At 68.5% G+C, this 25,186-nt stretch carries 21 protein-coding genes; 12 read left to right on the forward strand and 9 right to left on the reverse strand.

Annotated elements, in window-relative coordinates:
• The first annotated feature begins 16 nt into the window (after window positions 1-16).
• The gene (locus tag BMW35_RS05835; RefSeq protein ID WP_089668437.1) at window positions 17-304 is read left to right on the forward strand and encodes a DUF5789 family protein; all 288 of its coding nucleotides are present in this window, start codon (window positions 17-19) and stop codon (window positions 302-304) included.
• Between the two features lie 84 nt (window positions 305-388).
• The gene (locus BMW35_RS05840; protein ID WP_089668438.1) at window positions 389-2,191 is read left to right on the forward strand and encodes a methyl-accepting chemotaxis protein; all 1,803 of its coding nucleotides are present in this window, start codon (window positions 389-391) and stop codon (window positions 2,189-2,191) included.
• A 56-nt stretch (window positions 2,192-2,247) separates the two neighbouring features.
• On the opposite strand, the gene BMW35_RS05845 is transcribed toward BMW35_RS05840, so the two are convergent.
• From BMW35_RS05845 to BMW35_RS05860, 4 genes are all read right to left on the reverse strand, one after another.
• Window positions 2,248-3,033, reverse strand: coding sequence for a CPBP family intramembrane glutamic endopeptidase (locus BMW35_RS05845; protein WP_089668439.1), 786 nt, complete (start codon window positions 3,031-3,033; stop codon window positions 2,248-2,250).
• A gap of 154 nt (window positions 3,034-3,187) precedes the next feature.
• Window positions 3,188-3,412: a hypothetical protein gene (locus BMW35_RS05850; RefSeq protein WP_089668440.1), complete on the reverse strand. Its 225-nt coding sequence runs from the start codon at window positions 3,410-3,412 to the stop codon at window positions 3,188-3,190.
• Window positions 3,413-3,443: 31 nt separating this feature from the next.
• Entirely contained in the window at window positions 3,444-4,712 is a 1,269-nt protein-coding gene (nreA, locus tag BMW35_RS05855; protein ID WP_089668441.1) for a DNA repair protein NreA, read from the reverse strand.
• 204 nt (window positions 4,713-4,916) lie between these two features.
• Window positions 4,917-7,409 (reverse strand): DNA topoisomerase I, encoded by a 2,493-nt coding sequence (locus BMW35_RS05860; protein ID WP_089668442.1) that lies wholly within the window; start codon window positions 7,407-7,409, stop codon window positions 4,917-4,919.
• A 217-nt stretch (window positions 7,410-7,626) separates the two neighbouring features.
• Here BMW35_RS05860 and BMW35_RS05865 point away from each other — a divergent pair, with 217 nt between their 5' ends.
• Both BMW35_RS05865 and BMW35_RS05870 read left to right on the forward strand, forming a co-directional pair.
• A complete protein-coding gene (locus BMW35_RS05865; protein WP_245708142.1) occupies window positions 7,627-8,007 on the forward strand; it encodes a DUF7994 family protein in 381 nt (126 codons plus the stop codon).
• A 58-nt stretch (window positions 8,008-8,065) separates the two neighbouring features.
• Entirely contained in the window at window positions 8,066-8,458 is a 393-nt protein-coding gene (locus BMW35_RS05870) for a DUF7994 family protein (protein ID WP_089668444.1), read from the forward strand.
• Between the two features lie 54 nt (window positions 8,459-8,512).
• Here the strand turns inward: BMW35_RS05870 and gatB are convergent, their stop codons facing one another.
• Window positions 8,513-9,994, reverse strand: coding sequence for an Asp-tRNA(Asn)/Glu-tRNA(Gln) amidotransferase subunit GatB (gene gatB / locus BMW35_RS05875; RefSeq protein WP_089668445.1), 1,482 nt, complete (start codon window positions 9,992-9,994; stop codon window positions 8,513-8,515).
• 131 nt (window positions 9,995-10,125) lie between these two features.
• Here gatB and BMW35_RS05880 point away from each other — a divergent pair, with 131 nt between their 5' ends.
• The 3 genes from BMW35_RS05880 to BMW35_RS05890 are packed head-to-tail and all read left to right on the forward strand — an operon-like array spanning window position 10,126 to window position 15,145.
• The gene (locus BMW35_RS05880) at window positions 10,126-10,401 is read left to right on the forward strand and encodes a DUF7518 family protein (RefSeq protein WP_089668446.1); all 276 of its coding nucleotides are present in this window, start codon (window positions 10,126-10,128) and stop codon (window positions 10,399-10,401) included.
• Window positions 10,402-10,419: 18 nt separating this feature from the next.
• The gene (gene smc, locus BMW35_RS05885) at window positions 10,420-13,992 is read left to right on the forward strand and encodes a chromosome segregation protein SMC (protein ID WP_089668447.1); all 3,573 of its coding nucleotides are present in this window, start codon (window positions 10,420-10,422) and stop codon (window positions 13,990-13,992) included.
• Window positions 13,985-15,145, forward strand: coding sequence for a segregation/condensation protein A (locus tag BMW35_RS05890; protein ID WP_089668448.1), 1,161 nt, complete (start codon window positions 13,985-13,987; stop codon window positions 15,143-15,145). Before smc ends, BMW35_RS05890 begins: the two co-directional genes overlap by 8 nt.
• Here BMW35_RS05890 and BMW35_RS05895 read toward each other — a convergent pair.
• From BMW35_RS05895 to BMW35_RS05905, 3 genes are all read right to left on the reverse strand, one after another.
• On the reverse strand, window positions 15,142-15,843 hold the full coding sequence (locus BMW35_RS05895) for a DUF7504 family protein (protein ID WP_089668449.1): 702 nt from the start codon (window positions 15,841-15,843) through the stop codon (window positions 15,142-15,144). The genes BMW35_RS05890 and BMW35_RS05895 overlap by 4 nt on opposite strands.
• A 74-nt stretch (window positions 15,844-15,917) precedes the next feature.
• Complete coding sequence (mtnP, locus tag BMW35_RS05900) at window positions 15,918-16,772, reverse strand: S-methyl-5'-thioadenosine phosphorylase (protein ID WP_089668450.1); 855 nt, start codon at window positions 16,770-16,772, stop codon at window positions 15,918-15,920.
• 74 nt (window positions 16,773-16,846) lie between these two features.
• Window positions 16,847-17,545: a phosphoribosyltransferase gene (locus tag BMW35_RS05905; RefSeq protein ID WP_089668451.1), complete on the reverse strand. Its 699-nt coding sequence runs from the start codon at window positions 17,543-17,545 to the stop codon at window positions 16,847-16,849.
• A gap of 129 nt (window positions 17,546-17,674) precedes the next feature.
• On the opposite strand from BMW35_RS05905, the gene BMW35_RS05910 reads away from it, so the two are divergent.
• From BMW35_RS05910 to BMW35_RS05920, 3 genes are all read left to right on the forward strand, one after another.
• The gene (locus BMW35_RS05910) at window positions 17,675-19,072 is read left to right on the forward strand and encodes an alpha/beta hydrolase (protein ID WP_089668452.1); all 1,398 of its coding nucleotides are present in this window, start codon (window positions 17,675-17,677) and stop codon (window positions 19,070-19,072) included.
• A 48-nt stretch (window positions 19,073-19,120) separates the two neighbouring features.
• Entirely contained in the window at window positions 19,121-19,993 is an 873-nt protein-coding gene (locus tag BMW35_RS05915; RefSeq protein ID WP_089668453.1) for a universal stress protein, read from the forward strand.
• 82 nt (window positions 19,994-20,075) lie between these two features.
• Window positions 20,076-20,984 carry a PhzF family phenazine biosynthesis protein gene (locus BMW35_RS05920; RefSeq protein WP_089668454.1) on the forward strand — a complete coding sequence of 303 codons (909 nt, stop codon included), beginning with the start codon at window positions 20,076-20,078 and terminating at the stop codon, window positions 20,982-20,984.
• 9 nt (window positions 20,985-20,993) lie between these two features.
• On the opposite strand, the gene BMW35_RS05925 is transcribed toward BMW35_RS05920, so the two are convergent.
• Window positions 20,994-21,407, reverse strand: a complete 414-nt coding sequence (locus tag BMW35_RS05925) for a hypothetical protein (protein ID WP_089668455.1) — start codon at window positions 21,405-21,407, stop codon at window positions 20,994-20,996.
• Window positions 21,408-21,559: 152 nt separating this feature from the next.
• Here BMW35_RS05925 and ppsA point away from each other — a divergent pair, with 152 nt between their 5' ends.
• Window positions 21,560-23,812, forward strand: a complete 2,253-nt coding sequence (ppsA, locus tag BMW35_RS05930) for a pyruvate, water dikinase (protein ID WP_089668456.1) — start codon at window positions 21,560-21,562, stop codon at window positions 23,810-23,812.
• A 56-nt stretch (window positions 23,813-23,868) separates the two neighbouring features.
• The gene (locus tag BMW35_RS05935; RefSeq protein ID WP_089668457.1) at window positions 23,869-25,116 is read left to right on the forward strand and encodes a M48 family metallopeptidase; all 1,248 of its coding nucleotides are present in this window, start codon (window positions 23,869-23,871) and stop codon (window positions 25,114-25,116) included.
• Window positions 25,117-25,186: the final 70 nt, after the last annotated feature.

The following is a 25,186-nucleotide window of genomic DNA, read 5'->3' on the forward strand; positions in this document are numbered from 1 at the left end:
TCCCGAAGCCGCCGGTATGAGCGACGACAACGACGAGGAGGAGGACGCACCCGCCGTCGAACTCGGCGACGGCGAGCCCGTCGAGGGGGCACCGGTCTCTCGGGTGGCCTCCCGGCTGACGTGGGGCATCCAGAAGAGCGAGGTCGACCGGAAGGAAGGCGACACCGTCGTGCGGACGTCGGACGGCCCCCGCGAGCTCTCCGCGGTGCTCGAAGACGTGGACTGCCCGTACTTCGAGACGCGCGCCGAGTTCGAATCCGAGGTGCGGTCGGCCATCGGCGTCGGGCCCGTCGAGACGGAGTAGCGGCGCGGGACCGCGCGACAGCGCGATTCCCACGCGCCGGGATGGGGGCGGAACCATTTTACACGCCGACTGTGAGGACGAAATATGACTCTCCGGAGTACGTACGAAGGCCTCCTGTGGTGGTGCATGGAGGAGCTCGGCGTGGCCGGCAGCGTCGAACGCAAGATTCTGGCTGCCGTCGGCCTCCAGTTCCTGGCGGCAGTCGCGATGGCGGCGCTCGCGGTCTTCACCACGGGCTTCTGGCAGGTCGCGGGCGTCGGGGCGACACTCGTGCTGTCGGTCGTGGCGTTCTTCAACACGTACCTCATCGCCGAGCGGGACTTCGTCGACCCGCTGGTCGACCTCGAAGCGGCGGCCGACGACATCGCGGCCGGTGACTTTCAGGCGGCCGACCTGCCGTTCTCGGACCGCGACGACGAAATCGCGAGTCTCGTGGAGTCGTTCCGGCGGATGCAGGCGAACCTCGCGACGGTGTCCCGGCAGGCCGACGCGCTCGCGCGGCAGGACTTCGACGACCCCGCGATGAAGGCCGAAGTGCCGGGACAGTTCGGTGAGAGCCTCACCGAGATGGCGGAGAGCATGGAGTCGTACACGGAGGAACTGGAGTCGAAGACAGCGGAGCTAGAGGCCCAGCAGGCGGAGTTAGAGCGACAGTCCGAGCAGCTCGAACGGCTCGTAGACGCGCTCTCGGCGGCGACGGAGGCGGCGCGCGCCGGCGACCTCACCGCGACCGTCGACGCCGACAGCCTGGCGGTGGCCGACGAACACCGCGCCGTTGTCGAGGACTTCAACGACCTCCTCGGAACGCTCGGCGACACCATCGCCGACATCCAGACGTTCTCCGACGCGGTGCTAGACGTCTCGGAGACGACCGACGACCGCGTCGACGAGGTCGCCGCGAAGAGCGCCGAGGTGTCGGCGAGCGTCGACGAGATCGCGTCCGGCGCGAACGAGCAGACGACGCAGTTGAACGACATCGCGGCCGAGATGGACACCGTCTCGGCGACCGTCGAGGAGATTGCGGCGAGCGCCGACGACGTCGCGGGGACGGCGCAGGCGGCCGCCGACCGCGGCGAGGAGGGGCGCGGCGAGGTTGAGGACACCATCGACGAGCTGCGGACGCTGCGCGAGCAGAGCCAGGCCGTCGCCGAGACCGTCGAGTCGCTGGCCGAGGAGGTCGAGCGCATCGACGGCATCACGGCGCTCATCGAGGACATCGCCGAGGAGACGAACATGCTGGCGCTGAACGCCTCCATCGAGGCGGCGCGCACGGACGGCGACGGCGACGGCTTCGCCGTGGTCGCCGACGAAGTGAAGAGCCTCGCAGAGGAGACCCGCGAGCAGGCGGCGGACATCTCGGAAATCGTGGACGCGGTGACGACGAAAGCCGAGGACGCGTCGACGGCCATCGGCGAGGTGGACGCGGAGGTCGAGCGCAAAATCACGAAGACCGAGGGCGTGCTCCGGGACTTCGAGGCCATCGTCGACGAGGTGGCGACGGTCAACCACGCCGTCCAGGAGATTTCGGACGCGACCGACCAGGGCGCGCAGTCCGTGACCGACGTGGTCGGGATGGTCGAAGAGGTCGCATCGGTCAGCGAGGAGACCGCAGCGGAAGCCGACACGGTCGCGACGTCGGCCGCCGACCAGACGGAGGCGACCGACGAAGTGGCCGACCAGATGGAGGAACTCGCAGACCGCACGGCGGCGCTCGCGGCGATGCTCGACGACTTCGACGTGCCCGCTGACGCCGGCGGCGACGACGGCGGCGTCGACGCGAGCCAGCAGCCGACGCCCGACAGCGACCGACCACGGACCGACGACGGGTCGACCGCAGTGACCGACGGCGGCGAGGCCGGCTTCGACTGGGGCCAGACCGGGAACTGACTGCGTTCGAGGAGAACTTGTTTTGCGGGCGGTACTTCAGCCTCGCGTCGGTTCAGTTACAGCGCGAGGAGTTCGGGCGTCTGTTCGATCTGGGTGCCGAGGTACGTGATGCCGAACAGCGTGGCGTTGTAGAGGCCGTGGGTGAGTGCGGGGACGACGATGTTGTCGGTCTTCTCGTAGAGGTAGCCGAAGACGATGCTCGGAACGAAGAGGATGCCGATGGTCGTCGCGACGGCCGCCGGGCCGCCGGAGAGTGCCGTGATGTGGATGGGCGCAAACACCATCGATGTCAGCAGAATGGCGGGCCAGGCGTCGAAGTGCTCGCGCAGCGACCCCTGGATGATGCCGCGGAAGAGCAGTTCCTCGCCCGGGCCGACGAGCAGGAACTGGAGGACGACGAGGTAGGGGATGATGCCGGGGTTCTCCAGGGCGGCGGTCCCAGCGGAGTTCTGCGCCGGTTCGACGGCCAACAGCGCGACCAGCATCGAGATGACGATGAGGGCACCGAAGGCACCGAGGTAGCCGCCGACGATGTACTTCACGGCGCTCAGCGAGGGCATCGACGCTGGGACGAACGACCAGCCGACGCCGCGCCGCCGGACGTACCCCCATGCGACGAGTGGGAAGGCGATGCCATGGAGGCTCACTAGACTGATGGCCAGTCCGGCAACAATTCCGAGGTCTCCGACGGCCGTGTTTGTCAGCGCCGAGTACGCCAACGCTACGGGGATGCTGATGATGGACGCGAGACCGAGCCCAAGGATGGCGAGACCGGCCGCGACGAGGACCGCGCGCCCGCGACTGCCGCTCGACTGACTACCGCTCGATGTGGCCGATTCCATGGTGCGGGGTTGGGGTGGCCCCTCGAAAAACCCCGGTGCTACTCGTCGCGTCGGGCCACGGCTCACGCCAGTCACCGTTCGAGCGTTCCGAGGTACTCGAAAGTCGGGGATTTCGACACAGCGAGGCAGCTTCGTCGTCTCGAACCAGTTCCCTTCAGTCGCCCTCGTGGTCGCGGAGTTCCTCGCGGAGCACCTCGACTTGGCCTTCGAGGTTCTCGACGCGGCGTTCGAGCTCGGAGTCGCCGGAACCGTCCCGGAGGTACTGGAGCGCGAGCACGACGAGGGCGACCGGGACGAGTATCAACAGCAGTATGAGGAATATCACGGCCAGTTCCATGCCGCCGGGCAGTCCGCCGACGAACGCGGGGGGGAGGGGCATGGCTCCACTGACAACCGGCTCGCTGAAAAGTCTAGGCGAACTCCGAGAGGTCGCTCTGGACGCCCGCGACCATGTCTGACTTTCGGCGCAGCGCGGCCAGCGAGACCGGGAGGTGGTCGCTGATTTCGGCGACTGCGCCGTGGAACGTCTCGGCCTCGCCCGGCGTGCCGTCGAAGGCGTTGCGGACGCTCTCTCGGACCTGCCAGACGCCGACCGGTGCCCAGTAGTCGTCGCTGACCTCGCGGAGGACGAGGGCTTTCGCCTGCCGGCCGATGTCCGAGAGGTGTTCGAGGACGCCGAGGCGGGCAGCGTAGTACGCGCCCGCCGTCTCGTCGACGTATCCCGTTCGGCCCTCGTAGCCCTCGCTCGCCGAGGCCATCCAGAGGTCGCCGCCGGGGTCGGGGTTCCAGATGCTGCCCGGTGCCTTCATCTCAACGAGTTCGTACTCCCAGCGCCCGGGCGCGAGCACCACCCAGTAGCGGTTCCCCATGTACTCGTTGACGTGGACGGTGACCTCGTCGACGCTCGGCGCGTCCCGGATGGTCCCGCGGAGGTACTGGCCGACGGTGTCGTCCACGGCCGTAATCGACCACCGCGTCGGGACCAGCCGGCGGTGCTGGGCCTGCCCGAGCGCGCCAACCGAGAGTACTCGGTTCACGTCGTACACGTCCAGCCCGCGCCGGTAGAGGTACGTCATCGCGCCCTCGGCCGCCCAGTCGTCGTCCTCCAGTGTCTTCTCGACGTACCGCGGCACGTGGGGATTCTCCCCGAGGTCGGCGGACTCCGCCCGCGCGTTCGGCCCCGACGGCGCGTTCGCCGCCGGGTTCGTGTACTCGTCGCGGTCGAACTCGGGGGTGTCGGAGAGTCCGATTTCGACGTCGACCGGCCGGTCGGCCATCGCGACCTCGCGCTGCGTGCCGACGAAGCCGTCCCAGACGTCGTGGACGTTCACGTTCGCCGCCCGACGCGAGTTCAGCAGGCCCGTCCGGTACTGGAGGACGTTGTCGATGCCGAGGCCCTGCTGGTACCACTCGCCGCTCGTCGCGAACTCCTCGGGGTCGGCGTCCCCGGCGACCGGCGAGAGGATGCCCGCCGACACGTCCGGGTACGACGACCGCCCGACGAACACCGACGGTGCCGTCGCGCCCACGAGGCTGTCGCCCTGCACGGCGTCCTGAACGCCCTGCTCGACGTCGTCGACGAAGTCCAGAATCTCGTAGGACTTCTCCTCGGCGAGTTGCTGTCGCCGCCGCTGCTCGCCGTCCGGCTGCAGGTCGTCGATGTAGTCGTCGAGCCGCACGACCCGGGGTAGTCGCCGCACCCACTTGACCGCAGCGCCTCCCCCGTCGAGTCGGCGAATCGCGGCCCCTTCCGCCGGGACCGAAACACGTCACTTGGAGGGGGCCCACTGGTGGACTGCGGCGCTCGGGGGAGCCGCACGTCACACGCTCGGGTCCGCGGGCGTCTGCCCGCCGACCACTTCTCAGAACCAGTCCGGCAGCCGTCAGTCCGCCTGTGCCTGCCAGTCCCGGACTTTATCGGCGCTGACGCCGGAGACCTGCTCCGCGACGCCCTCGGGGTCGGCGTCCGCGAGGTCGCCGACGTCCTCCACGCCGGCGTCTTCGAGTTTCTCAGCGGTCTTCGGGCCGACGCCGTCCAAGGCTTCCAGACCCTTCTGACGCTGGCGCTCCTGGTACTCCTCGTAGTTGCAGATGGGGCAGCCGAGCTCCCACGGGTCGTCGTCGTCCTCGCCGTCGTAGACGACGAGTTCGGGGAGGTCGTGGTCGTCGCAGTACGTCTCCGTGACCTCGATGTCGCCGCGGCGCGGCAGCGGTAGCGAGTACTCGCAGTCCGGGTAGCGGTTGCAGCCGACGAGCCGGCTGCCCGACTGGAGCTGCTTGATGGCGAGTTCGCCGCCGTGCTCTTCTCCACAGTCCGGGCACGGTCCGATGACGCGGTCCTCGGACTCGTCGGCCTCCTCGGCCGCGCACAGCGGGCAGCCGTGGACGAACGTGTTGCGGCCGGCGAGCATCTTCACCTCGTGGAGGTCATGGTCATCACAGACGTCGTCGAGGACCAGTGGCTCGCCGCTGGAAGGCAGCGGGAGCGTGAACCGGCACTCGGGGTAGCCGTCGCAGCCGACGAAGTACGAGCCGGTCCGGGACTGCCGGACGAGCAGCGTGTCGCCGCACTCGGGACACGGTCCGAGGGTCTTGTCCGCCTTCAGCGACGTGCGGAGGTGTTCGCCGAGTTCCTCGCGGGACGCCGTGAGTTCGTCGAACACCCGGTCGAGCATCTCCCGGGACTCCGCCGTGACGTCTTCGAGGTTCTTCTCGCCCTCGGCGATGGCCGTCATGTCGGCCTCCAGTTCGCTGGTCATCTCCTCGCTGACGACGAGGTCGGCGTACTCCTCGGCGGCCGCCACGACGGCCTCGGCGAGCGTCGTCGGCCGCGGCGGGTCGCCCTCGATGTAGCCGCGGTCGTAGAGCTTCTCGATGGTGTTGTGGCGCGTCGACTTCGTCCCGATGCCCATGGACTCCATCGTCTCGATGAGCCGGCTCTGGCCGTACCGGCGGGGCGGCTGGGTCTGCTTGGCGTCCAGCCGGGCGTCCGCGATGGCGAGCGCGTCGCCCTCCTCGACGGCTGGCACGTAGTTCTCGGAGCTGTCGTAGTAGGGGTAGACCGCGTGGTAGCCCTCCTCGACGAGGCGCTTCCCGTTGGCCTTCAGGGACTCGCCGTCGGCGTCCGCGACGACGCGGAGGTGCGCCCACTCGGCGGGTTCGGCGACCGTCGCGAAGAACCGCCGCACGACGAGCTCGTACACCTCCCACTCGTCCTCGGAGAGCTGGTTCCGGTCCGGGAAGTCGGCGGTCGGGTGAATCGGCGGGTGGTCGGTCGTCTCCTCGTCGCCCTCCGTCGGCGAGAGGCGGTCCTGTTCGAGCAGCGACTCGGCGTCGTCGCCGAACACGGTGTTCTGGAAGGCCTCCAGTAGTTCGCGCTCGTCGAGGTCGTCCGGGTAGACGGTGTTGTCGGTGCGGGGGTACGTGATGTAGCCCGCGGTGTAGAGGTCCTCCGCGATGCTCATCGCGCGACCCGCCGAGTACCCCAGCGAGCCCGCTGCTCGGATGAACTGCGTGGTGTTGAACGGTGCCGGCGGGTCGTCGGTGCGGGTCCGTCGGGAGACGGAATCGACGACCGCCTCGCCGGCCTGCCGCAGCACGTCGAAGGCCGCCTCGGCGTCGTCCTCGTCCCAGACGCGCTCTGCCTCCGTGCCGTCCTCGGGGTTCTCGTAGAAGTACTGGGCCTCGAAGGTCGAATCGTCTTTCCCGAGGTCGGCGAACAGCTCCCAGTAGTCGTCGGGCTCGAAGGCCTGAATCTCGCGTTCCTTGTCCACGATGAGCTTCAGCGTCGGCGACTGCACGCGGCCGACCGAGATGAAGTCCTCGCCCATCTGGCCCGCCGACAGCGAGAGGAACCGCGTGAGCGCGGCACCCCACATCAGGTCGACGACCTGACGGGCCTCTCCGGCCGCAGCGAGGTCGAAGTCGATGTCGTCGGGGTCCGCGAACGCCGACCGGACCTCGTTGTCCGTGATGGAGGAGAACCGGACGCGCTGGACGGGCACCTCCTCGTTCACCTCGCGGACGAGTTCGAACGCCTCCTTCCCGATGAGTTCGCCCTCGCGGTCGTAGTCGGTCGCGATGACCACGTCGTCCGCCTCGCGGGCGAGCCGCTGGAGGGCGTTCACGATGTCCTCCTGGGTCGGCTGCTTCACCACGTCGGCGTGGACCAGTTCCGCGGGCTCGACGTCCCGCCAGTCGCTGTACTCCGGCGGGAAGTCGACCCCGACGACGTGGCCCGACAGCCCGATGCAGCGTCGGCCACCCCACTCGTAGACGTTGACGCCGGCGACCTGGCTCGTCGAGGCTCCCCCCTCGGAGAGAATCTCGGCGATGCGTCGCGCGGCGTTGTTCTTCTCTGTGACGATGAGTTCCACGATGTATCGACCCCTGCGGGTGTCGTTGGAGACTGTAAGCTGGGACTCCGGGTAAAGATTTCGCACGCCATAATCGCAATCAAGCGCCGGGTCAAGGCGCGCTCGGGCGTCCGCGGACTCGGGTGCCCGCGGGTGCGCAGTCGGGGGCTCGCCCGTGCGCTCGCAGCGCCTGCGAGCGCACGCAAGAACTACCCCCGTGGGTCGGCTCACCTCGCCCATGAACCGCTACCAGTACTCGCGGCTGCTCAGCCTCGTACTCGTCCCGCTCGGGGTCGGCGTCGTGGCCCTCTCGTACCCGCCGCCGCTCGACCTCGGCGCGCAGGCTGTGCTCCTCGTCGTCGCCGGTGTGCTCATGATACTCTCGGGGACCGAGAGCCGCCTCCGCGAGCGCGTCGGCCCCCACCGGCTGCTCGGAGCTGGGAACGTCGCGCTCGGCGCGTCGCTGGTCGTCTCCGAGCTGGCCGGGGCAGATGCCGACGACGGACTTGCATACACCGCTGCGGTCGTTCTCGGGGGCCTCAGCCTCGCATTCGTCGGGCTGTCGTACATCTTCCGGCCGGGCAACTTCGGCCTCGGTCCGGACGGCTTCCCGGAGTGATGTCGGTCGGGTCCGGAGACACAGAAAAACTATTTCGACACCGACTGTCGTCGCCACCGTGATTCGGAGCGAAGCGGCACCGGTGTTCGGAGCGTTCCTGGTGTGTCTCGGAAGCGGGCTGCTTGCAGTGTCGGCTGTCTCGGGCCAGCCAGCCGGACTCACCGGACAGTCGGGGCTGCTCGTCGCGGCCGGCGTCGCGTTCGTCCTCGCCGGCACCCCGGACAGACGCCCCGAGTTCGTCGAAGGACACTGGCTCGCGGGCGCTGGATACGCCACACTCGGTGTGGTCGTGTTCGTCTCTGGGTACACCGGAACCGGGATTGGAGCCACAGCAGGCACGGGGACCGGCACCGGCTGGATGCTCGTCGGCTGCCTCGGTGTCGCCCTCGGTGTCGTCACTGGCCTGCGGCCAGCAGCCGTCGGGTTCGACCGGACGGACACAGAACCGTAGTGACCCAGTGGCGGCGAGGACGAGCAGTGGGAGACCGCAGCGAGTGGGCCGGAGTTACGCCAGTTCTTCTCGCAGCAGTTCGTTGACCTGACCGGGGTCGGCGCTGCCACCGGTCTTCGCCATCACCTGCCCGACGAGGAAGTTCAGGGCGTCGCTCTCGCCGTCGTGGTAGTCCGCGACGGCGTCGGGGTTCTCCTCGATGGCTTCGGCGACGGCGTCGGCGACCGCGTCCCCCGAGGTCTTCCCGAGGCCCTCGGATTCGACGACATCGTCGGGGTCGCGGTCCTCGTCCAGCATCGAGCGCAACACGACCTCCTCGGCGTTCTTCGACGTGATCTCGTCCTCAGCGACGAGTTCGACGAGGCGCTCGAACTCGTCGTAGCGGTCGGCCACGTCGTCCAGCGAGAGGTCGCGGTAGTTGAGTTCGCCGAGAATGTTGTCGGCCACCCAGGTCGCGGCGAGGTCGGCGTCGTACTCGTCGGCGAGCTCCTCGAAGAGGTCCGCGACGGCCTTCCGTGAGGTGAGCTTCGACGCAGTCTCGCCGCCGACGCCGTACTCGGTCTGGAAGCGCTCGCGGCGCGCGTCCGGCAACTCCGGAATCGGAATCTCCTCCTTCCAGTCCGAGACCTCCAGCGGCGGGATGTCGGCCTCCCGGAAGTACCGGTAGTCTTTCTCCTCCTCTTTCGACCGCATCGAGACCGTGACGCCGCGGGCCTCGTCCCAGTGGCGGGTCTCCTGCTCGACGGCCATCCCGCGCTCGAGCTGGTTGCGCTGCCGGGTAATCTCGTACGCGAGGGCTTTCTGGGCGGCGCGGTGGCTGGAGATGTTCTTCACCTCGGTGCGGTTCGCGGACTCCAGAACCTCGTCGCTGGGCCCGTCCTCGCCCGCCAGCTCTTCGCTGTCCACCATCGAGATGTTCGCGTCGACGCGCAGGCTGCCGTCGCGCTCGGCGTCGAAGATGCCGAGGTACTCCAGGACCTCGGTGAGCTTCGCGAGGAACGCCCGGACCTCCTCGGCCTCGCGGAAGTCCGGCCGGGTGACAATCTCCATCAGCGGTGTGCCGGCGCGGTTGTAGTCCACGAGCGTGTGATCGGCGTCCTCGATGCTGCCGCCGACGTGCTGGAGGCTGCCCGGGTCCTCTTCGAGGTGCGCGCGCTCGATGCCGATAGCGCGCCGGTCGTCGCCCGTACCGACCTCCAGTTCGCCGTCCTGGCAGACCGGCGCGTCGTACTGCGTGATCTGGAAGCCCTTCGGGAGGTCGGGGTAGAAGTAGTTCTTCCGGTGGAAGCGCGTCCGCTCGGGGATGTCGGCGTCGATTGCCTTCCCGAGTTTGACCGCGGCTTCGACGGCCCCCTCGTTCAGCACGGGCAGCGCGCCCGGCAGGCCCAGACAGACCGGGCACGTGTGCGTGTTCGGGTCGGCGTCGGCGGTGTCCGTCGAACACCCACAGAAGATTTTGGTGTCCGTCTCCAGTTGCACGTGGACTTCGAGACCGATGACGGCCGCGAGGTCCCGTTCGGCTGCCTGCGCACTCATTGCTCCCGGATTCTCGGCGCGCCCGCTTAGGAGTAACGAAGCCCCCGGCCCCGCAGACAGGTTAGATTCAGTATGTTTGTCTGACGCACGTCCGATACACCCTTTTACGTATCGAGACCGGTTCACACGGTATGAGCGACGACGACCGCGTGGACGAACTGGAAGACCGCGTCGCCGAGCTGGAGGCGACCGTGCGCGGACTGACCGAGGAGCTCGTCGACGCCAGCGAGCGCATCCGAACGCTCGAGGGGGAACTCGACCGGACGCCCTCGACTTCGGAGCTCCGCGAGGCCCGCGAGGAGGAGCCGGTCACGCCGGCCGGCGAGGCAGACGAAGCGCCTAAGACGGCCGAGGACGAGGCGACGGACAACGAGGAGTCGGGCCTGGACGACATCATCGTCGCCTGAGGACGGCTCCGTTCCCCAATGTACATCGACGAAATCGTCCTCGAGAACTTCAAGAGCTTCGCGGGAACGACTCGCATCCCCTTCTACGAGGATTTCACCACCATCAGCGGGCCGAACGGCTCCGGGAAGTCGAACATCATCGACGCCGTGCTGTTCTCGCTGGGGCTGGCCCGCACGTCGGGGATGCGCGCCGAGAAGCTCACCGACCTCATCTACAACCCGGCGCACGAGGACGCCGAAGGCACGTCCGGCCCGGCGGAAGCCAGCGTCGAGGTCGTCCTGAACAACGAGGACGACACGCTCTCCCGCTCGCAGGTGACGACCGCCGCGGGCTCGGACAGCGTCGGTGACGTGGACACGATTACCGTGAAGCGTCGGGTGAAACGCACCGACGACAACTACTACTCGTACTACTACCTGAACGGGCGGTCGGTGAACCTCTCGGACATCCAGGACCTGCTCGCGCAGGCTGGCGTGGCCCCCGAGGGCTACAACGTCGTGATGCAGGGCGACGTCACCGGCATCATCAACATGACCGCTGGCGAGCGCCGCGAAATCGTCGACGAGATCGCGGGCGTCGCGGAGTTCGACGCGAAGAAGGGCGACGCCTTCGACGAACTGGAGGTCGTCGAGGAGCGCATCGGCGAGGCCGACCTGAAAATCGAGGAGAAACGCGACCGCCTCGAACAGCTCGCCGACGAGCGGGAGACCGCACTGGAGTACAAAGGTCTCCAAGACGAGAAAGAAGAGTACGAGAGCTACGCGAAGGCCGCCGAACTGGAGGAGAAGCGCGCCGACGTGGAGGCGACTCGGGCGGACATCGCCGACCGGGAGGCCGAACTCGATGACCTGGAAGCGGAACTCGACGAGCGCCGCGGCACCGTCCTCCGCCTCGAAGAGGACCTCGAAGACCTGAACGCCGACATCGAGCGCAAGGGCGAGGACGAGCAGCTCGCCATCAAGCGCGAGATGGAGGAGGTGAAGGGCGACATCTCGCGGCTGGAGGACAAGGTCGAGGCCTGTGAGGACCGCATCCAGGACGCGGAGGCCGAGCGCCGGGAGGCGTTCGTCGAGATCGACCGCAAGCAGGAGCAGATCGACGAACTCGACGACGACATCAAGGACGTCAAAGTCGAGAAGGCGTCGGTGACGGCCGACGTCCAGGAGCGCCGCAGCGACCTCGCGGACGTGGAGGCCGAAATCGAGTCCGTCGACACGGAGTTCGACGAGCTCAAGGCCGAGTTGGCGGAGAAGAAGGAGGCCATCGAGGCCGCCAAAAGCGAGCGCAACGACCTGCAGCGCGAGCAGGACCGGCTGCTCGACGAGGCGAAACGTCGCAGCGAGGAGCTGGACGAGGCCGAGAGCGAACTGGAGGACGCACGCGAGGAGATTCCCGAACTGGACGCGAAACTCGACGAGCTCGCGAACGAACTGGAGAAGGCGAAGAAGAACCGCGAGCAGATCAACGGCGTCGTCGAGGACCTCAAGCAGGAGAAGTCCGAGCGCCAGGACGACCTCGCGGAGGTCGAGGACGACCTCTCGGCGGCCCAGGAGGAGTACGCGCGCCTGGAGGCGCAGGCCGACCAGTCCGGTGACTCCTCGTACGGGAAGGCCGTGACGACCGTCCTGAACAGCGGGAAAGAGGGCGTCCACGGCACCGTCGGCCAGCTCGGGGGCGTGCGCGAGCAGTACGCGACCGCGTGCGAGACGGCGGCGGGTGGCCGGCTGGCGAACGTAGTGGTGGACGACGACAGCGTCGGTCAGCGCTGCATCGAGTACCTCAAACAGCGCAACGCGGGCCGCGCGACGTTTCTCCCCATCACGGAGATGCACAACCGGTCGCTGCCGAGCGCACCGAGCGTGCCGGGCGTGGTGGACTTCGCGTACAACCTCGTGGACTTCGATTCGCAGTACGCGGCGGTCTTCTCGTACGTGCTCGGGGACACGCTCGTCGTTGAGGACATGGAGACGGCGCGGGACCTGATGGGCGACTACCGGCTCGTGACGCTGGACGGTGACCTCGTGGAGAAGTCCGGCGCGATGACGGGCGGCAGCCGGTCGGGCTCCCGGTACTCGTTCTCGAAGTCCGGCAAGGGGCAACTCGAACGGGTCGCCGAGCGCATCCAGCGCCTCGAGGACGAACGCGAGGACATCAGGCAGGACATCCGCGAGATCGACCAGCGGCTGGACGACGCGCGGGACCGCCGGCAGGACGCTACCGACCAGGTGCGGTCCATCCAGAACGACATCGAGGCCGCCGAGTCCGACCGCGAGGCCGCCGAGGGGCGCATCGAAGCCCGGGAGGCACGCATCGAGGAGCTCCGGGCGGAGCGCGAGGACGTCGACGAGGAGATGCAGGCCATCGAGGCCGACATCGCCGAGAAGCAAGACGAGATTGCCGATCTGGAGGCCTCCGTGGAGGAACTCGAAGCCGAGCTCGCGGACTCAAAGATTCCCGAACTCACCGCGGAGAAGGAGGACATCGAGGCCGAAATCGCGGACCTAGAGGACCGCGTGGACGACCTCGACGGCGAACTGAACAGCCTCGAACTGGAGAAGGAGTACGCCGAGGACGCCGTCGAGGACCTCCACGACGACATCGAGGACGCCCAGAACCGGAAGGCAGACCAGCAGGAACGCATCGAGGAACTGGAGGCCGACATCGAGACCAAGCAGGCCGAACTGGAGGAGAAAGAGGAAGCCGTCGCCGAACTGGAAGCGGAGCTTGCGGACCTCAAGAGCGAGCGTGAAGACCTCAAGGCGGACCTCCGGGAGGCGAAGGACGCCCGCGACGAGCAAGCCAGCGAGGTCGAGACGGTCCGGAACCGCCTAGAGAGCCTGCGGACGGCCGAAGAGAAACTCAGCGAGGAAATCGACGAACTGGAAGACGCCGTCGGGGACTACGACCCCGAGGAGATTCCAGACTTAGACGAGGTCGAGGAGAACGTCGCGCGCCTGGAGCGCCGCATGGAGGCCCTGGAGCCCGTGAACATGCTCGCCATCGAGGAGTACGACGACGTGGAGGCCGACCTCGACGACCTCGAAGCCAAGCGGGAGACGCTCGTGGAGGAGGCCGAGGGCATCCGAGACCGCATCGCGCGCTACGACGAGCAGAAGAAGGCGACGTTCATGGAGGCGTTCGACGCCATCAACGAGCACTTCCAGCGCATCTTCTCCCGGCTCTCGGCGGGCACCGGCGAACTCGAACTCGACGACCCCGAGGACCCCTTCGAGGGCGGGCTGACGATGAAGGCCCAGCCCGCGGACAAGCCGGTCCAGCGGCTGGACGCGATGAGCGGCGGGGAGAAGTCCCTGACCGCGCTCGCGTTCATCTTCGCAATCCAGCGGCACAACCCCGCGCCGTTCTACGCACTCGACGAGGTGGACGCGTTCCTCGACGCCGTGAACGCCGACCGCGTCGGCGAACTCGTCGACGAGCTCGCGGGCGACGCCCAGTTCGTGGTCGTCAGCCACCGGTCGGCGATGCTCGACCGGTCCGAGCGCGCCATCGGCGTGACGATGCAGGAGAACAACCAGAGCGTCGTCACCGGCATCGACCTCTCCGCGCAGGGGGCGACAGCCGATGACTAGCGAGGGCAGCGCGGACGAGCGTAGCGAGTCCGCGACAGAGCGAGCGGGGAGCAACGCGACCCGCGAGCAAGGAGAGCCGGAGGCGACGGAGCCCTCGGAGAAGGCGAGCGGTGAGCGGAACGAGCCGCGAGACAGCGACGAATCGGAAGAGGAGCGTACCGACGGTGGCGACATCCCGCTCGACATCACCGGCCACGAAGACCGCAAGCAGGAGCGCGACGGCGACGACGCGGGAGCGGTGTTCGGTGGCGGCGAAACCGCGGCCGATGCCGACAAGGACGACGGCAGCGACGAAATCGTGGACGCCGAGTCCCTGCTCGAAGAGTCGCCGGCGGATCCCGAGCCGAACCCGGAGGACGACGAAGTCGAGCCCGTGGAGTTGCTCGTGCAGTTGGCGAAGCGGGGTGACATCGAGCCATGGGACATCGACATCGTCGCGGTGACCGACGAGTTCCTGGCGGCGCTCGACGAGGCCGACCTGCGGACGTCCGGGCGGGCGCTGTTCTACGCGAGCGTGCTGCTGCGGATGAAGAGCGACGCGATGCTCGACGACGGCGAGGACGACGAGCCCGACGAGGAGGAGCCCGAGCGCGCGCCCTGGGAGCCCCCGCCGCCGGGTGAGGACGGCGAGCAGCCGGCCTACGACCCGGTAGCGGCCCTGGAGTCCGAGATGGACCGCCGGCTGGAGCGCAAGCACGCCCGCGGGAGCCCGGAGACGCTGGACGAACTCGTGCGCGAACTCCGGGAGGCCGAGCGCGGGTCGTGGTGGAAAGAGTCCCGCGAGTACGACACCTCGGAGAGCCCGCAGGGGTTCCGGCGCGGCGTCCAGGAACTCGATTACCACAGCGGCGACGAGTTCCGGATGGACGACGAGCCGACCGCGGAGGACGCCCTCGGGAACGCCCACGAGGAGGACATCGAGGCGACCATCGCGGACGTCGAGGTGGTGCTCGACGAGCAGTACGAATCGGGCCGGACGGAGGTCCTCTACCGCGAGATCGCGGACGCCGGCCCGTCCAGAGTCGAGACGTTCCTCGCCTTGCTCTTTCTCGCGCACCGGGGTGCGGTCACGCTGGAACAGGACGACCTGTTCGGCGACCTCTGGGTCTGCGACGTCGACGCTGCAGAAGGACGGGAGCCGGCGACGATTTAGAGCTGGAACCAGCCGGTCTCGCGGCCGGAGTCGTGGAGCCGCCAGCGCTGGCGGGCGTCCCCGGTCGCGGTCGTCTCGATGTCGACGGTGGCATCGAACAGCGGCTCGAACGTGCCAAGTCGGCCGTCGCCGACCGTCTCGGAGACGTGGACGTGTCCCATGCCGTCGACGTCGCGGACGGCACCCGACAGAAGGTGGAGGAGCCGGAACAGCCCCTCTTCGGAGGCGTCCCCGGCTTCGACGGCTTCCAGCAGCGGGTCGAGGCCGTCGAGACAGAGCCGGACCTCGCTGGGGGCGTCGGCGTCAGAGGCGACGCGGTCGAGCGCGTCCCGTGTGGTCGCGTAGAGGTCGTCGAAGTCCGTCTGGTCGGAGACGCGAGCGTACCAGTCGTCGCCCGCAGCGGGCTGCGGGGTCGTCGCGGCGCTGGCCGCGGCCGCGCTCCGCGTGTCGGGGGTGGCGTCGACGACGGCGAACGACCCGGGGTCGGTGCGGCGGGGCCGGTGTCGGTCGAGGATTTCGGAGACGTCCGCCGACGTGGTGAGGAAGACGTGACTGCGGTCGAGTTCGGGTGCGCCGAGCAGGCGCTGGCAGGCGGCGCTCCGGCCGGGAGCGTCGCTGGCGACGAGGACTGTGCAGCCGCCGCGTTTGAGCTCGGCGAGCTCCGTCGAGAACGCCTGCGCGTCCACGTCACCATTCATACTTATCATAACCAACGTGAGACCGGTATTTACATTTTGTGTCTACTCGCCCGAATCTTAGTGCGTTCGGCGTGCTACAGGTAGTCGCCGAGAATCGGGTCGACGCGCTCTCGGGTGTCCTCGGGGATGGCCTCCGTCGGCGTGTTCACGGTGCCTTCGAGGCTGTGCCCGCAGTCGCAGTCCCGCTCCTCGGGCAGCGTCTCGATGGCGTGTTCGACGGTCGCCTTGATGGCGTCCTCGTTGGCGGCGGCGTTCTCCAGAACTTCGTCGAGCGTGACCTCGCTGTCGGCCTTCCACACGTCGTAGTCGGTGACGCCAGCGACAGTCGCGTAACACATCTCGGCTTCCCGGGCGAGCTTCGCCTCTGGGATGGCGGTCATGCCGACGAGGTCCCAGCCCTGGCTCTTGTAGAACTCCGACTCGGCGCGCGTCGAGTACTGCGGGCCCTCGATGCAGACGTAGGTGCCGCCCTTCTGGGAGTCCGCGTCGGTCGCGTCTTCGGCGGCGTCGTGGAGGTGTTCGACCATGTGCGGGCAGTAGGGGTCCGCGAACGGCTGGTGGACGACCACGCCGTCCCCGAAGAACGTCGAGTCGCGGTGCTTCGTCCGGTCGAAAATCTGGTCCGGGACGACCAGCGTCTGCGGGGACAGCTCCTCCTTGAGGCTGCCGACGGCGTTCGACGCGAGGATGCGCTCGACGCCGAGCTGCTTGAGCGCGTAGATGTTCGCTCGGTACGGGAGGTTCGTCGGCGACCGCTGGTGGTCGGGGCCGTGCCGCGGCAGGAACGCGACCTCGGTGCCGGTGTCGCCGAACTCGCCGACCGTCACGGGCGCACTCGGGTCGCCGTACGGCGTCGAGATGTCCTCTTCGCGGACGTCGTTCAGGGGCAGCGCCTCGTAGATGCCGGACCCGCCGATGAAGCCGATCATGTCCTCGTGTGGTGCCGGCAGCGTCCTAAAAGAATCGGAGTGCGGCGGGAGGAGTCGTGGCGGAGCGCGTTCGGTTAGTCGCCCGCGAGCGCCCACTCGCCGTCGTCCGGCTCCACGAGCACGTCGCGGCGCACCATCTCGGTGAGCACCTCGTCGAGGCGGTCGGGCTGGGCGATCTCCATCTGGATGCGTTCGACGTCGTGGTAGTCCGCGAGCAGCGTCCGAATCTCCTCGGCTGTGTAGGGGCCGTCGCCGTCGGTCTCCATGACGCCGGAGATGACGTCGACCATGTCCTCGATGAAGTTCCACGGGTAGACGATCCACGCCCACTCGTCGAGTCGCTCGCCGACGTAGTCCGGCTCGAACTCGCTGGTCCCGAGGAGCTGGAGGGTCGCGGTGCGGACGGAGTTCGGCTCGCGGTCCTCGACGTACTCCTGGGCGTGCTCGATGGAGCCGCCGGTGTCCGCGATGTCGTCGATGATGAGCACGTCCTTGTCCTCGACGGAGCCCTCCGGCATCGGGTACCGCACCTCTGGCTCGCCGGACTTCTGTGCCGTGCCGACGTAGTGTTCCATCTTCAGGCTCGTGAGGTCGTCGAGGCCGAGGAAGTCACAGAGACACCGGCCCGCGAACCAGCCGCCGCGCGCGAGCGCCACGACCACGTCGGGCTCGAACTCGGAGTCTTTGACCTGGTCGCTGACGCTCCGGCAGAGTCCGTAGATGTACTCCCAGTTGGTGATAGTGCACTTGAAATCGTCCGGGAGGTCACTCATTGCGTGTTCGGAGTCGCGCGCGTCGCTACTTAACGGTTTACAGCCGCGCCCGTATCGAGCTGTCAGTTCGCTTGCCGAACCGGCGTACTGGAAACGTACAAGGCCGGGCCGACCGACAGTTCAGGTACAATGCCCTCACGCGACTCGACGTGGTCTCCGGCAGAGACTGGCCGCCGCCACCTCCTCCGAGGGGTCGGCGGCGTCGCGATCGCGGCGCTCGCGGGCTGCGTCGACGGTGACGGCTCGGCAGCGACGACCGAGACGACCGGGACCACGACCAGTGAAACGACGACCACGGCCGAGTCGACCGCCACGGACGTCTCCGAGGACGACCAGCGCGAGACGGCACTGCGACTGGTCCGACTGCTGGCCGACGGCGACTACGAGACGGCCCACGGCCTGCTCTCGTCGGCCGTGCGCGAGCAGCTCTCGGTCTCCGCGCTCGAGTCGGCCTGGGAGCAGACGGTCGGCGAGCAGGGCTCGTTCGTCGGGACGGGGGGCGTCGAACGAACGACGAACCAGGGCTACGACGTACTCGTGGTGCGCGCGCAGTTCGAGGCGGGCGTCGTGGCTGTCCAGGTGGCGTTCCAGGGCGCGAACGTCGAGGGGGTCCAGTTTCTGCCGCCGGCCGGGTCGTACTCGCCGCCGTCGTACGCCGACCAGTCGTCGTTCTCGGAGCGCGAACTCACACTCGACACCCCCGACTGCGGGCTCGGCGCGACGCTCACGACGCCCGAGGGCGGGGCCGAGACCGGCGTGGTGCTCGTCCACGGCTCGGGGCCCAACGACCGCGACGAAACCATTGGCCCGAACAAGCCCCTGAAGGACCTGGCCTGGGGGCTCGCGAGCGAGGGCGTCGCCGTCCTCCGGTACGACAAGCGCACGAACGCCTGTGACGTTGCGACGAGCGAACTCGGACTCGGACCGCTGGTCGTCGACGACGCCCTGACCGCGCTCGACCGCCTCCGGGCGGAGACTGACGTGGGAGATGTGGCGGTCGTCGGCCACAGCCTCGGCGCGTACGCCGCGCCCCGTATCGCCAGCGAGGACGGTGACGCGGCGGCGTTCCTGCTCGCAGCGCCGTCCCGCCCGCTCTACGAGCTCGTCCCCGACCAGGTGCGGTACCTCGCCAGTCTCGACGGGACGGTGACGGACGCGGAGCAGGAGCAGATAGACGCCGTGGAGGCGACGAGCGACCGACTGGCCGACGGGAACTACGAGGACGGCGGCTTCGACTGGGGGCCGTCGTTCTGGCGGGACGCCGCCGACTACGACCCCGTAGCGGTCGCCGAGGGCCTCGACACGCCGGTCTACGCGCTGCAGGGCGGGCGGGACTACCAGGTCAGCCCGAGCGAGGACTTCCCGGCGTGGCGGGCGGCGCTCGGCGAGTCGAACACCGCGCTCTACGACGACCTGAACCACCTGTTCGTGGCCGGCGAGGGCGACCCGAACCCGAGCGAGTACTTCCGGCCGGGGAACGTCTCGGAGGCGGTCGTCGACGACCTCGCGGGCTGGCTGTCCGAGTGAGCGCCCGCGGCACGCAACGTTTTGTGTCCCTGTCACGTCTCTGGGGGTATGTTCGACGACATCCTGTTCCCGACGGACGGCAGCGACGGGGCGGCCGCCGGTCTCGCGTTCGCGCTCGACGTCGCGGCCGCCCGAGACGCCACGCTCCACCTCCTCAGCGTCGCGAACACGACGCGGGGCGCACTCGACACGGCGGCCGGGGACGACACGCTCGTGGAGCACGCGCGGGACGCCGTCGACGAGGCCGCCGAGCGCGCACGGGAGCGCGGTGTCGACGTCGTCGAGACTGTCGAGCGCGGCAGCCCGTACCGCGTCGTCTGTGACTACGCCGAGTCGGCCGGCGTCGACGTGGTCGCGATGCCGACTCGCGGACGGCGCGGGCTGGAGCGCTTCCTGCTCGGAAGCACGACGGAACGGGTCGTGAGACGCAGCGAGGTCCCCGTGCTCACAGTGCGGCCCGACGGCGACGCGACGGCCGCCTACCCGTTCGAGGCGGTGGCCGTGGGGGTAGACGGCAGCGACTGTGGACGCGCCGCCCTCGATGTCGGCGTCGAGGTCGTCGACCAGACGGACGCCGCCCTCCACCTGCTCTCTGTCGTCGACATCGCGGCGCTCGGACCGGACGTTCGAACCGAGGCCCTCCGCGAGGCCCTGGAGGCGGACGCGAGGGACGTTCTCGCGGACGCGGCAGCGCACGCCGCCGACGCCGGTGTCGACCCGGCCGCGGACGCCGTGGCGTTCGGGTCGTCCGTATCGGGAGCCATCCGCGCGTACGTCGCGGACAACGACGTGGACCTCCTAGTTGTCGGGACGCACGGCCGCACGGGCTTCGACCGATACGTGCTCGGCAGCGTCGCCGAGTTCCTGGTTCGGACGTCGCCGGTGCCGGTGTTGACCGTCCGGGCTCCTGCGGAAGAGTGACCGCGGCCACCCTGTAGCCGGGAGCGCCGGTCCGGCGACTGCGGAGGGAAACACCGAACACCGCGGCCACCGAACGGCCGGTATGACAGAGACGCGAGCGCTGCTCGTGGACGCGTTCACCGACGAGCCGTGCGCGGGCAACGCGGCTGGCGTGGTGCCCGACGCCGACGGACTCGCCGACGACCAGATGCAGGCCATCGCGGCGGAGTTGGGCGCGAGCGAGACGGCGTTCGTCACCGGGAGCGACGACGCCGACCGCCGAGTGCGGTACTTCACGCCGACTACGGAGGTCGACCTCTGCGGGCACGCGACCATCGCGAGCCACGCGCACCTGTTCGCCGACGGCAGCATCGAGGCGGGCGAGCACACGCTGGAGACGAACGTCGGCGTCCTCGACATCGACGTGACAGACGACGGGGTGGTGTGGATGACCCAGAACGCGCCCGAGATTCGCGAGGTGGACCTGTCCTACGAGCGTGTCGCTCGCGTCACGGGCACCGAGGCCGCGGCGCTGCGGGGGGCCAGCGACGACATCCCGCTGGCCGTCGCCGACACCGGCCTGCCGTTTCTCGTCGTGCCCATCACGTACCTCTCGGATTTGGGGGACGCCGATCCGGACTTCGACGCGGTCGAGACGCTGGCGGACGAGGTCGGCGCGGCCGGCGTCTACATGTTCTCGTTCGATGCGCTGGACCGGGAGTCGACGCTCCACGGCCGCGCGTGGGTCCCGGGCGCTGGCGTCGACGAGGACCCGGTGACGGGGACCGCGAGCGGCGCGGCGGGCGCGTACCTCGACCACTTCGGCGCGTTCGACGACGACACGCCCGAAGAGATGGTGTTCGAGCAGGGGCACTTCGTCGACCGTCCGGGGACGGTTCGGGTGCGGGCGGCGGACGGGGGCGCACCCACGGTGGGCGGAACAGCCGTCGAGACGTTCGACGGCGACCTGGTCGTCCCCGACGCCGACGAGGACGACATCCTCGAAGCGTAGAACTCCGGATTAGTTGTCGGAGTCGCCGAAGTCGAAGACGTCGTCTTCCTTGAATTTGCGGAGTTCGCGGTTCACGGACTGGAGGTCGTTCTGCATGTCGGCGAGCCGGTCGTCGAGCACGCTGACGATGTCGGCCTTGACGCGCTCGGTGTCGTAGGTGTCGGACAGCGCCTCCTCGTGGGCGTCGGTCAGCGTCGCGTACAGCGCCCAGGACTCGCCGAAGCGGTAGACGGCGACGCCGACGGCGGCGAGCGCGAGTCCGGGCACCGCCTCGCTCACGCGCTCGCCCGTCGTCAGTCCGTCGGCGAGCGCGGGTTCGGCCAGCACCGCGCCGTAGCCGACGAGCGCGAGCGCGACGACGCCGAGCAGCGTCGTCAGCAGGAAGTACTTCCCGGCGTGTACGGCGGAGCGTTTCGCGTCCATGCGCGCCCCGATGGAAGCCGCCCGCTAAAAGCCATCGTCCCCGGCTGACGACCGCAGTCCAGAAGAACAACTCGGAAGCGAGTTAGACGTGTCAGTCGTCCCGAGGCGTTCGGAATCTTCTTAGGGGCTTTCCCCGACTGTCTACCTGCCACATGGCTGTACGCTGGCTGGAAGACGTACGGGCCGACGACATCGACAGCGTCGGCGGAAAAGGGGCGTCGCTCGGCGAGCTCACGGACGCCGGGCTCCCCGTCCCACCGGGCTTCGTCGTGACCGCCGGCACCTACCGGACGTTCATCGAGGAAGCGGGCATCGACCAGGAACTGTTCGACGCGGTGGACGTCGACGCCGAGGACTCCGCCGCGCTCGCCGACGCCGAAGCGCGAGCGAAAGACCTCATCCTGAACACGGAGTTCCCCGAGGAGCTCCGCGAGAACATCCTCTCGTCGTACGACGCGCTCGACGACGGACAGGCGTTCGTCGCCGTGCGGTCGTCGGCGACCGCCGAGGACCTTCCGGACGCGAGCTTCGCCGGCCAGCAGGAGACGTTCCTGAACATCACCCGCGAGGGGCTGCTGGACCGCGTGAAGCGCTGCTGGGCGAGCCTGTTCACCCAGCGCGCCATCTACTACCGACAGGAACAGGGCTTCGACCACGACCTCGTGAACATCGCGGTCGTCGTCCAGCGCATGGTCGACGCCGAGAAGTCCGGCGTGATGTTCACCAGCCACCCGTCGACGGGCGCTCACGAAGCCATCATCGAGGCCGCGTGGGGGCTCGGCGAGGCGGTCGTCTCGGGCTCGGTCTCCCCGGACAACTACCACGTCGACCGCGATACCGGCGCGGTCGAGGAGGTGACGGTCGCGGACAAGAAGGTGATGCACGTCAAGGACGCCGAGACGGGCGAAACCGTCGAACGCGAGGTCCCCGACGAGAAGCGAACCGAGCGCGTGCTCTCCGACGACGAGATCACGGACCTCGTCGCCATCGGCGAGCGCGTCGAAGACCACTACGGCACCCCACAGGACGTCGAGTGGGCGATGGTCGACGGCGACGTCTACATGCTGCAGTCCCGCCCCATCACCACCATCGACGACGAGGAAGACATGACTGACACCGACAGCGGCGACGGCGAAGCGCTCGTGAACGGTCTCGGCGCGAGCCCGGGGGTCGCCTCCGGGCCGGTTCGCGTCGTCACCAAGCTCGACCAGCTCGACAAAGTCGGGGACGGCGACATCATCGTCACGGAGATGACCACCCCGGACATGGTGCCGGCGATGAAGCGGGCGGCCGGCATCGTCACCGACGAGGGCGGCATGACGAGCCACGCCGCCATCGTCTCCCGCGAACTCGGCTGCCCCGCAGTCGTCGGCGCGCAGGACGCGAGTACGACGCTCGCCGACGACCAGATTGTCACCCTCGACGGCGACCGTGGCGTCGTCCGCGAGGGCCGCGTGGAGACCGACGAGGAACGCGACCCCATCGAGGAGGCCCGGCCGAAGACGCCCGTGAAGCCGATGACCGCCACCGAGGTCAAGGTGAACGTCTCCATCCCGGAGGCCGCCGAGCGCGCCGCCGCGACGGGTGCCGACGGCGTCGGCCTGCTCCGCATGGAGCACATGATTCTCTCCACGAACAAGACCCCCGAACGGTACATCGAGGACCACGGCGAGGACGCCTACGTCCAGGAGCTCGTGGAGGGCATTCAGGGCGTCGCAGAGGAGTTCTACCCCCGTCCGGTGCGCGTCCGCACGCTCGACGCGCCGACCGACGAGTTCCGCCAGCTCGAGGGCGGCAACGACGAACCCCACGAACACAACCCGATGCTCGGCTACCGGGGCATCCGCCGCAGCCTCGACCGGCCGGACGTGTTCAAGCACGAGCTGGAGGCGTTCCGCGAGCTCTACGAGATGGGCTACGACAACGTCGAAGTGATGTTCCCGCTCGTGAACGACGCCGAGGACGTCGCTCGCGCCCGGAACCTCATGGCCGAGGCCGGCATCGACATCGAGAAGCGCTCGTGGGGCGTGATGATCGAGACGCCGGCGTCGGCGCTCTCGATGGACGAAATCGCCGAGGAGGGGGTCGACTTCGCGAGCTTCGGGACGAACGACCTCACGCAGTACACGCTCGCCGTCGACCGCAACAACGGCAACGTCGCCGACCGCTTCGACGAACTCCACCCCTCGGTGCTGCGGCTCATCGAACACACCATCGAGGTGTGCCGCGAGCACGACGTCGCCACCAGCATCTGCGGGCAGGCCGGCTCGAAGCCCGACATGGTGGACTTCCTCGTGGAGACCGGCGTCTCCTCCATCTCCGCGAACATCGACGCCGTCCGCGACGTCCAGCACGAGGTCAAGCGCGTCGAGCAACGCATGCTCCTCGAATCCGTCCGGGAGTAGGCGGGCGACGTTCCCTGCCCCGAATTACTTAGGCCCCCAAGCAGGTACTGGGGAATGTGCTCGTCTATCATGCTGTTTTCCTCGCGCTCGTCGCTGGAACGACGCTGTTCTTCGCGTATCTGGCGGCCCTGAACGTCCGACACGCGGAGCGTGCCGTCCGCGAGCGCGCGAACTGGCTCGCCGACCGCATCGGCGTCGACGACCCCGAGGAACTGCTCGCGTACCACCGGCTCACCACGGCCGCGAGCCAACTGGAGTCGGTCGTCGTGCTCGTGGTCGTCCTGCTCGCGCTGTACGCGGGCGTGTTCGGCGGCGCTGTCGAGTGGGTGTACGGCACTATCGCGAACGACCTGCTCGCGGGCGTCGTGCTGTTCGTCGGGACGGTGCTCGCACTCCAAGTGCTGAGTCTCCCGTTCGACGCCGTCGACACGTTCGGCGTCGAGACGGCGTTCGGCTTCAACGAGCAGTCCCCGGCGCTGTTCGCCCGCGACAAACTCGTCGGGACCGTCGTCGGTGCCGTCTTCGTCGCGATCCTCGGGGCGGCGGTACTGTTCACCGTGCAGACGTTCCCGGAGTGGTGGTGGGTCGCGGCGACGGGCGTGGTAGTCGCATTTCTGCTCGCCACGCAGGTACTCGTGCCGCGGGTCGTGATGCCGCTGTTCTACGACTTCGACCCCGTCGAGGACGGTAGTCTGCGGGACGCCGTCGAGGACGTCTTCGAGCGCGCCGGGTTCGCCTGCGACCAGGTGTACGTGATGAACGCGTCCTCGCGCTCCGGGCACTCGAACGCCTTCTTCACCGGGTTCGGACGGACGAAACGCGTCGTGTTGTTCGACACGCTCGTCGAGCAGATGGACGACGAGGAAGTCCAGAGCGTGCTCGCCCACGAGCTCGCGCACTGGAAGAAGGGGCACATCTGGCAGAACGTCGCCGCGAGCGCGCTGCAGGCGGCGGTCCTGCTGTTCGTCGCGTCGTTCCTGCTGGACGCCGGCTGGCTGTACGGGATGTTCGGCGTCCCCGAGCAGCCCGCCGCCGGCCTGCTGCTCGCGGGTCTCTGGCTCCAGCCGCTGAGCCAGCTCACCGCGCCGATTCAGAACAAGCTCTGGCTCGCGAACGAGCGCGAAGCGGACGCGTTCGCCGTGGACGTGATGGGGGGCGGCGAGTCGCTGGCCGACGCGCTCGCTGACCTCACCAGCGAGAACCTCGGTAACCCCTTCCCGCACCCCTACTACGAAGCGTTCCACTACCAGCACCCGCCCGTCCCCGAACGCATCCGCTACCTCACCGAGAGCGAGCAGGCCTGAGTTGGAGAGGCGACGGAACTTCGGCGCTACAACCACATTCATTTTTAGTTCTGTTTCCTAAATTTTAAAT

The organism is Halobacterium jilantaiense, from assembly GCF_900110535.1.
GTDB classification, from domain to species: Archaea; Halobacteriota; Halobacteria; order Halobacteriales; family Halobacteriaceae; genus Halobacterium; species Halobacterium jilantaiense.

What these genes read in the sequence shown, in the direction of transcription:
- BMW35_RS05835 (WP_089668437.1), top strand. Translation starts at nt 17, where the DNA reads ATGAGCGACGACAACGACGAGGAGGAGGACGCACCCGCCGTCGAACTC.
- BMW35_RS05840 (WP_089668438.1), top strand. Translation starts at nt 389, where the DNA reads ATGACTCTCCGGAGTACGTACGAAGGCCTCCTGTGGTGGTGCATGGAG.
- BMW35_RS05845 (WP_089668439.1), bottom strand. Translation starts at nt 3,033, where the DNA reads ATGGAATCGGCCACATCGAGCGGTAGTCAGTCGAGCGGCAGTCGCGGG.
- BMW35_RS05850 (WP_089668440.1), bottom strand. Translation starts at nt 3,412, where the DNA reads ATGCCCCTCCCCCCCGCGTTCGTCGGCGGACTGCCCGGCGGCATGGAA.
- BMW35_RS05865 (WP_245708142.1), top strand. Translation starts at nt 7,627, where the DNA reads ATGAACCGCTACCAGTACTCGCGGCTGCTCAGCCTCGTACTCGTCCCG.
- gatB (WP_089668445.1), bottom strand. Translation starts at nt 9,994, where the DNA reads ATGAGTGCGCAGGCAGCCGAACGGGACCTCGCGGCCGTCATCGGTCTC.
- BMW35_RS05880 (WP_089668446.1), top strand. Translation starts at nt 10,126, where the DNA reads ATGAGCGACGACGACCGCGTGGACGAACTGGAAGACCGCGTCGCCGAG.
- smc (WP_089668447.1), top strand. Translation starts at nt 10,420, where the DNA reads ATGTACATCGACGAAATCGTCCTCGAGAACTTCAAGAGCTTCGCGGGA.
- BMW35_RS05890 (WP_089668448.1), top strand. Translation starts at nt 13,985, where the DNA reads ATGACTAGCGAGGGCAGCGCGGACGAGCGTAGCGAGTCCGCGACAGAG.
- BMW35_RS05895 (WP_089668449.1), bottom strand. Translation starts at nt 15,843, where the DNA reads ATGAATGGTGACGTGGACGCGCAGGCGTTCTCGACGGAGCTCGCCGAG.
- mtnP (WP_089668450.1), bottom strand. Translation starts at nt 16,772, where the DNA reads ATGATCGGCTTCATCGGCGGGTCCGGCATCTACGAGGCGCTGCCCCTG.
- BMW35_RS05905 (WP_089668451.1), bottom strand. Translation starts at nt 17,545, where the DNA reads ATGAGTGACCTCCCGGACGATTTCAAGTGCACTATCACCAACTGGGAG.
- BMW35_RS05910 (WP_089668452.1), top strand. Translation starts at nt 17,675, where the DNA reads ATGCCCTCACGCGACTCGACGTGGTCTCCGGCAGAGACTGGCCGCCGC.
- BMW35_RS05915 (WP_089668453.1), top strand. Translation starts at nt 19,121, where the DNA reads ATGTTCGACGACATCCTGTTCCCGACGGACGGCAGCGACGGGGCGGCC.
- BMW35_RS05920 (WP_089668454.1), top strand. Translation starts at nt 20,076, where the DNA reads ATGACAGAGACGCGAGCGCTGCTCGTGGACGCGTTCACCGACGAGCCG.
- BMW35_RS05925 (WP_089668455.1), bottom strand. Translation starts at nt 21,407, where the DNA reads ATGGACGCGAAACGCTCCGCCGTACACGCCGGGAAGTACTTCCTGCTG.
- ppsA (WP_089668456.1), top strand. Translation starts at nt 21,560, where the DNA reads ATGGCTGTACGCTGGCTGGAAGACGTACGGGCCGACGACATCGACAGC.